6 protein-coding genes are annotated in these 7,357 nt (G+C 43.4%); 5 read left to right on the plus strand and 1 reads right to left on the minus strand.

Annotation, left to right across the window (positions count from 1 at the left end):
* Positions 1-102 precede the first annotated feature (102 nt).
* The 5 genes from ACUVXA_RS13465 to ACUVXA_RS13485 all read left to right on the plus strand — a co-directional run bounded on the left by ACUVXA_RS13465 (position 103) and on the right by ACUVXA_RS13485 (position 6,280).
* Positions 103-1,113 carry an NAD(P)H-dependent flavin oxidoreductase gene (locus ACUVXA_RS13465; RefSeq protein ID WP_445871798.1) on the plus strand — a complete coding sequence of 337 codons (1,011 nt, stop codon included), beginning with the start codon at positions 103-105 and terminating at the stop codon, positions 1,111-1,113.
* A 200-nt stretch (positions 1,114-1,313) separates the two neighbouring features.
* Positions 1,314-2,285, plus strand: coding sequence for a hydroxyacid dehydrogenase (locus ACUVXA_RS13470; RefSeq protein ID WP_445871793.1), 972 nt, complete (start codon positions 1,314-1,316; stop codon positions 2,283-2,285).
* A 16-nt stretch (positions 2,286-2,301) separates the two neighbouring features.
* Positions 2,302-4,218, plus strand: coding sequence for a thiamine pyrophosphate-dependent enzyme (locus tag ACUVXA_RS13475; RefSeq protein ID WP_445871794.1), 1,917 nt, complete (start codon positions 2,302-2,304; stop codon positions 4,216-4,218).
* An 11-nt stretch (positions 4,219-4,229) separates the two neighbouring features.
* On the plus strand, positions 4,230-4,817 hold the full coding sequence (locus ACUVXA_RS13480; protein ID WP_445871795.1) for an indolepyruvate oxidoreductase subunit beta: 588 nt from the start codon (positions 4,230-4,232) through the stop codon (positions 4,815-4,817).
* Positions 4,817-6,280, plus strand: a complete 1,464-nt coding sequence (locus ACUVXA_RS13485) for an acetate--CoA ligase family protein (protein WP_445871796.1) — start codon at positions 4,817-4,819, stop codon at positions 6,278-6,280. The genes ACUVXA_RS13480 and ACUVXA_RS13485 overlap by 1 nt, the downstream gene beginning before the upstream one ends.
* 49 nt (positions 6,281-6,329) lie before the next feature.
* On the opposite strand, the gene ACUVXA_RS13490 is transcribed toward ACUVXA_RS13485, so the two are convergent.
* The gene (locus ACUVXA_RS13490; protein ID WP_445871797.1) at positions 6,330-7,283 is read right to left on the minus strand and encodes an SDR family NAD(P)-dependent oxidoreductase; all 954 of its coding nucleotides are present in this window, start codon (positions 7,281-7,283) and stop codon (positions 6,330-6,332) included.
* Positions 7,284-7,357 lie beyond the last annotated feature (74 nt).

The following is a 7,357-nucleotide window of genomic DNA, read 5'->3' on the forward strand; positions in this document are numbered from 1 at the left end:
GCTCTTCAATATGGATTATAACTTCTGTAAAATTACCAATAAATTTTTTATATAAAGAAATAAAAAAGTTTTTAGCATCCAGATAATGGAGGGATTAAAATAATAAAAACAAAACTCACGGAGATGCTGGGAATAAACCACCCCATAATCTCTGCACCGATGGGCCCGTTCTATACAACCAAGCTCGCCGCAGCAGTAACCAACGCCGGAGCATTGGGCATAATCTCACACACCAACCTCTTCGGCAAGGATCCCATTGAAGAAATGGAAGAAAACGTCAAATGGGTAGCAGAAAACTCAACAGGTCCCTTCGGAGTAAACATAAGAGTTGCCCGACTACAAATTGATGCACCAGAACTGATCAAGCTAGTAATAAGACTCCGAAAAGAAAACCAAGAATTGAGGGAGAGGCTAAAAGTCGTTATTACTTCCGCTGGTAATCCTAAACCCCCAGCCACCGAATTCAAACAAAATGACCCGGATCTAATACACTTTCACGTTGCACCCACACTGTACCACGCCATGAAAGTGGATCAACTCTGCGATGGCATAATATGTACCGGATATGAGGGTGGTGGACATCAAAGCTATGAGGGTGTCAACACTTCGGTTCTTATTTCTGAGGCGGTTGAAAACTGTAAGAAGCCAGTTATTGCTTGTGGCGGACTGTTTAATGGTCGAGGGTTAGCTGGTGCTTTGGCTATGGGTGCTGTGGGTGTTCAGATGGGGACGCGTTTCATTGCCACTAAGGAGTGTGATTTTCACCAGAACTATAAGGAACTTATCGTTAGGTCAAGGGATTCAGACACTGTGGTTACCCAGGGTATGCTGGGACCTATTCGACTGCTAAAGAATAAGTATACCGAAGAGCATCATGAAATTTTATCTAAGAATCAAAAGATTGAGTTGGAGCAGAAACTGGATCTTGAAAAATTATTAGAGGATCAGAAGAAGTATGAGCTTGTCTACCAAGGGGATGTTATTAATGGACCGGTGCTTTGCGGGCAATCCTGTGGAGGAATCGATGATATTCCTACAGTAAAGGAGGTTGTTGAGAGAACGGTGAAAGAAGCGGAGAAGATACTTAAAGGTATTAGCGGTCTCATAGTTTAGTCAAAAGATTTTCCTGTATTCTATTCTTTTATGTGTTTTTACACGAGTTTATCCGTAAATTTTTTGAAGTGGTTCATTCACTACGTCTTTAGCTGAAATCTTGGAGAGAACCTTATAACTTTTTTTATAAAAATGTTTTTTAGACTATTTCATATTTACTATTACTATAAAAAACTTTAAGTTTATTCGGAGGAAATGATGTGGAGAAAAAACTCTTAGTGACCGGCATGGATTTCCTATTGGATTGGGTTGGACAGCACATTAAAAGTGCGGAAATTGTTTGTTCCGGTGATGTTTCGGAGGAAAATCTGAGCCGGTTAGTGAAGGATGCTGACGGTATACTCTACATGCAGGCTAAGAGTTATCCTATTACAAGGAAAATTATTGAGTCCGGAGAAAAATTGAGGTTTATTCAGTCTGCGGGTGTGGGATACGAGCGCATTGATCTGAAGGCGGCAACAGACAACGGTGTAGTGGTAATGAACATGCCGGTGGGCACCACAGTATCGGTTGCAGAACACACCATAGCTTTGATACTGGGGTGTGCAAAAAATTTGGTGAAAGCACATGAAAACACGGTGAAGGGTGGCTGGCGTATTCTCGGTCTCGGTGTTGAACTGTGGAAGAAGACTTTGGGGATAATCGGTTTTGGACGGATAGGGATAGAAGTGGTTAACAGAATGAAAGCGTTTGAAATGAATATTCTGGTTTATGATCCATACGTGGGGAAAGAGGACATCGAAAAGATGGGTGGTAAAAAGGTAGATTTACAAACCCTATTGAAGGAGTCTGATATAGTTTCGATTCATTCCCCGCTCACTAAGGAAACTGAGAATTTAATTGGTGAAGAGGAACTGGGTCTTATGAAGCCGACGGCGATTCTGATAAATACCGCGAGGGGGGAACTGGTAGACGAAGAAGCACTCTATAAGGCGTTGAGCGAAAGGCGGATAAGTTATGCGGGACTAGATGTTTTCAGACAGGAACCCGTAGAAGCAGATAACCCCATACTCAAATTAGAGAATGTGATTCTTACACCGCACATGGCGGTTCAAACACTGGACGCCGTGGTAAGAATGATGAATCAAAACGGTATCCAGATTGAAAAGGCGTTAAATGGAATTTATGAAAATGTAGTCAACCCAGAAGTGTTGGAAAAATTGAAGAAATAAACTGGAGGTTTAGAGAATGAGTGAAGAAGTTAGTTTGGATGCACCCGGAAAAAAGGTTCTTTTAATGGGAAATGAGGCAGTAGCCCGGGGAGCCCTAGAAGGAAACTGCCAGTTTGCAGCTGCTTACCCGGGTACCCCCTCTTCTGAAATACTAGAGACAATGGCTCTCTTAGCGAAGGATTTTGAGATTTACGCTCAGTGGTCAACTAATGAGATGGTAGCATTCTGGAGCGGAGCCGGAGCCACCTATTGTGGTATAAGAGCACTAGTTGCGGGAAAACATCACGGAGTAGCTTGGATGTCTGATCCACTAATCCACATTTCCCACTGGCAAATTGGTAAGGGAGGACTTGTGGTAGTCATTGGCGATGATCCCCAGGGACATAGCTCGGCTAATGAGTATGATTCTAGGAATCTGGCATCCAGAGTTTTTGAGATTCCAATCCTAGAGCCCGCAGATCCACAGGAATCCAAAGAATTTACGAAAATGGGATTCGACTTTTCCGAAAAACTAAAACTTCCCATCTACGTAAGATTGACCACTAGGGTTTGCCACGCGAGTGGAGATGTACTCTTAGGAGAGCTTCCCCAAGAGAAACGAGTCCCCCAATATTATCCCACATTCTATGAAGTGGGAATGGAAATGCTTCAGGCACGTGGATGGGTGGATATGGCATATTTACACGAAAGGCTTCACGCAAAAAAGTTCAAAGAAGCTGCCGAAGTGTCAAACAGCTTTACCGGGAACACTCTACAGATGGATGGGGATGAAGAAATAGGAATAGTAGCGACAGGAGTAAGTCGCCACTATGTGGAGGAAGCTATTGACAAGCTTGGTGCTAATGTAGCGTTTCTGCAACTGGGAATGACTTTTCCCTTACCCACAGAAATAGTATCTAAATTCTTAAAATCTATCAACAGAGTAATAGTGTTTGAGGAGACGGATCCCGTTATTGAATTAGAACTTAGGTCTTATGCTAAGGATGTGGCTCCAGGCGTTGAAATTCTGGGTAAAATAAATGCGTTTACCCCCATCGCTGGGGAATTGAATTCTTTGAAAGTTATGAGTGTGATTTCAAAGGCGTTGGGTAAGCCGATCCCTTCTATACCGGAAAGGAAAGAGCTTAGAGAAATGATTAAACCCTATGAGGGGATTAGAAGAATAACTTTGTGCGCAGGTTGTCCCCACCGAGCATCAGCATATGCAACTAAACTGGCGACTAGAGAATTCAGTGGAGGAGCCTACATCGGAATAGGCGACATAGGCTGCTATGGTTTGATGGGACCACCGCCTCTAATGGCATACACTCTAACTAACTGCATGGGGGGAAGCGTTGGAATGGCAAACGGGATATCCAAAACCGGGGTAGATCAACCAGTAATAGCATTCATAGGCGACTCTACCTTCTATCACGCCGCTATTCCCTCTCTGATAAATGCTACATTCAATAACGCTAAATTCACTACTATCGTATTAGAAAACCAGGTAACCGGATTAACTGGTTTTCAGCCACATCCCGGATCCGGTTACACCGCGATGGGAGACAAAACCAAACCAGTGAAAATAGAAGACATTGCAAAGGCCTGTGGAATGGAGTTCGTTGAAGTCGTTGACCCCTACAATATTAAAAAGACAAGGGAAGTCATTAAAAGGGCACTAGAACAACCAAAAGCATCGGTCGTAATATGCCGAAGGCTCTGTGCAACTGAAGCATTGAGGAGAAGGAGAAGTGAGGGGTTACCTCCACCAAAACCATTCTTCATAGATCCCGATTTGTGTAACGGATGCAAAATATGCATAAACGAGTTCGGGTGTCCCGCAATAATCTGGGACGATAAAAGTAACAAAGCATACATAGACGAAACACTGTGCAGAGGATGCGGAACCTGTACCCAGGTCTGTCCCGAGAAAGCACCAAAAGTAAGAAAGTAGGAGGTATAGAAATGAAAGAAAATTTTGACATAATGATCGCAGGGGTCGGTGGACAAGGGGGTGTTTTAACCTCTAGAATTGTGGGGTATGCGGCAATTGAAGCCGGTTACCGTGTCACACTGGGCGAAACATTTGGCGCAAGTCAGAGAGGAGGCACGGTTATCAGTCATATCCGGCTCGGAAAAGAAAGAGTTTATGGTCCACTAATTCCCGAAGCAGGTGCAGACGCTGTTATAGGGCTTGAGCCACTTGAAGCGTTTAAGTGTGCAGTAAAATTCCTGAAACCAGACGGAATGATTGTAACCAACGAGCGCGCTATAATGCCCCCAGACAGAAATTATCCTGAACTTAGTAAGGTATTCGAATCCGCAAAAAAAATTCCGGCAAAAATCTATTCCCTTGACAGTATCAAATTGGCTAAGGAAGCAGGCGACTTACTCTCATCAAACATAGTAATGATAGGTGCGGCATGCGCGATTAAAGCAATTCCCATAGAGGAAGAACACTTGAAGAACGCCATTAAAAGCAAGCTTCCCAAAGCAGTAGAACTTAATTTTAAGGCCTTTGATTTGGGGAAAAAAGCGCTGGAGAAAAAATGATGGGTAGTGAAACCACAATAGTCAATCAACTCACTCCCCTTTTTAAACCAGATTCTGTGGCAATAATAGGCGCGTCAGCCACACCTATGAAATTCCCCACTTGGATAACATCCACCGCCCTCAAAAGCAACTTCACCGGAAAAATCTACCTGATAAACCCTAAGACCAAGGAAATTCAAGGTCAGAAAACTTATCCCAGCGTATTGGATGTCCCTGAAAAAGTAGATCTAGCAGCAATAATAGTTCCCGCCGATGTGGTTTCAAGCGTCATGGAAGAGTGTGTTAAGAAGGGTGTTAAAGCAGCAATAATTTTCTCCTCCGGGTTCAAGGAAATAGGCCAAAAAGGAATGGAAAGGGAAGAAGCAGTCCTTAAAGTAGCCAAAAAGGGAAACATTAGAATAGTGGGCCCAAACTGTATGGGCGTCTACAGTTCGGAAGTGAATCTCTGTCTCTCTCTCCTTTCATTCAAAGAAAAGGGGGAGGTTGCCTTCATAACCCAGAGTGGGGGATACGGCATTGAGATATCCGCGTCGGCGATGAATAAGGGAATTAAGTTTAGCAAATTCATAAGCGTGGGCGACAAATGTGACATTCAGGACTACGAATACCTAGAATATCTGTACCAAGACGCGGACACCAAAGCCATAATGATGTATATCGAGGGAATAGAAAAGGGCAGAGAATTCTTTGAAAGCGTAAAAAGGGTAACCCGAAAAAAGCCCATCTTCGTGATAAAGATTGGTAGAACAAAAGAGGGCAAAATTGCCGCAAGCTCCCACACCGGTGCCCTAGCCGGGGAAGACGCAATCTACGATGCGGTATTCAAACAAACCGGAATAATAAGAGCCTATGACATTGAAGAACTCTTCGATTATCTGAAAGCATACTTAACTCAGCCGTTACCCAGAGGAAACAGGGTCGGAATACTGGTAGGCAGCGGCGGAGTAGGATGCGCAGCCACCGATAAATGCATAGAACTAGGCTTACAAGTTCCACAAATAAGTGATGAAAACAAAGAAAGATTATCGGCGATTTTACCAGAATTTGCTTCTGTTAAAAATCCCGTAGACTTCACCGCATCCGGAGCACAAGGAATATTCACAAACACCGAGGTGCTCAAAAAGCTTTTTGCAGATCCAAACATTGATGCTTGGTTTTTCGGGGGATTCACCAGTTCATCCATAGCAGAAATAAGGGACATAGTTGAGCAATTTAGACCAGTTATAGATAAAATAAATTCTAAAGATTTAATGGGTGAGGTTAACATACCTCTGGTTGGGTCCATGGATGAAAACGATATAGTTAGGCCAATTATGGAAAAAATGTTCGGTGCAATATTTTATCCAACTCCTGAGAGGGCAATCCGAGCATTATCCGCTTTATACCGATATGGAAAATATTTAGAAGAACTGAACAAGGTTAAAAATGATAAACAAAAAGAAAGAGTGAAATCTGTTAACTAATCCTGTTTATGATTTGCCTAAAAATAAAAGGGGAGGGATAAAGAAAGTTCTAGCTTAGAACGCCCATTATTATTCCGGCTAGTTCTTCCCTTGGAGGTGCTTTTTCTATTAGCGGTTTTAGTTTTGGTCCTATTTCTTCCGGTTTCCAGAATCCTGGTGGGGAGCGTTTTGCTACTTCGCTGGATTTCCAGCTGTGCATTAACCACATGTTTCCACCGACTATTCTGATTACTTGGCCGGTTATGTCTTTGGCATCGTCAGATGCTAGATAAACAACCAGTGGGGCCATTGCTTCCGGTCCCAGGATGTCGTATCCGTATTTCTTTTCGAAATCTTCCTTGTTTCCCATTATTGGTGCTAGGGATGGTGTGGCTTCGGTTGTTAATCTGGTTCTGGCTACTGGTACTACCACGTTTGCGGTTACTCCGTATCTTGACACCTCTTTGGCTACGATAAGTGTGAAGGCTACTATTCCGGCTTTTGCTGCCCCGTAGTTGCTCTGGCCCGGGTTGTAGAGTAGTCCGGCGTCGCTGGTGGTGTTTATTATTCTTCCTGCGACTGGTTTTCCCTCTTTTGATTGCGCTCTCCAGTAGTTGGTGGCGTGTCTGGTGCAGTTGAATGTTCCTTTTAAGTGAACCGCTATCACCGCATCGAATTCCGCTTCTTCCATATTGAAGATCATCTTGTCTCTGAGAATTCCAGCGTTGTTAACCAGAATGTCCAATTTTCCGAAGGTGTTTATAGCTTGGTCTATAATTCTTTTTGCTCCTTCAAAGTCTGTAACACTCTCATAGTTGGGAGCGGCTTCACCACCCATATCCTTAATTTCTTTAACCACATCATCTGCGGGGCCTTTGAATTTACCAGTTCCATCAGTGCCTCCGCCCATATCGTTTACTATCACTTTTGCTCCATGCTCTGCGAGGGCTAGAGCTTCTTCACGGCCTAAACCTCTTCCAGCACCGGTTACTATTGCTACCTTTCCTTCAAGCATTTTCGCCATACATTATCACCCATAAAATTTTGTAGAAATCATAGACATTTGTCACCCCCCTCTTTAAATTTCTTTTCCGAGTT

It is taken from the genome of Candidatus Jordarchaeum sp. (genome assembly GCF_052745115.1).

Bases quoted from the DNA above. Each gene is read 5' to 3' on its own strand.
- ACUVXA_RS13475 (WP_445871794.1), top strand. From the start codon at position 2,302: ATGAGTGAAGAAGTTAGTTTGGATGCACCCGGAAAAAAGGTTCTTTTA.
- ACUVXA_RS13480 (WP_445871795.1), top strand. From the start codon at position 4,230: ATGAAAGAAAATTTTGACATAATGATCGCAGGGGTCGGTGGACAAGGG.
- ACUVXA_RS13485 (WP_445871796.1), top strand. From the start codon at position 4,817: ATGGGTAGTGAAACCACAATAGTCAATCAACTCACTCCCCTTTTTAAA.
- ACUVXA_RS13490 (WP_445871797.1), bottom strand. From the start codon at position 7,283: ATGGCGAAAATGCTTGAAGGAAAGGTAGCAATAGTAACCGGTGCTGGA.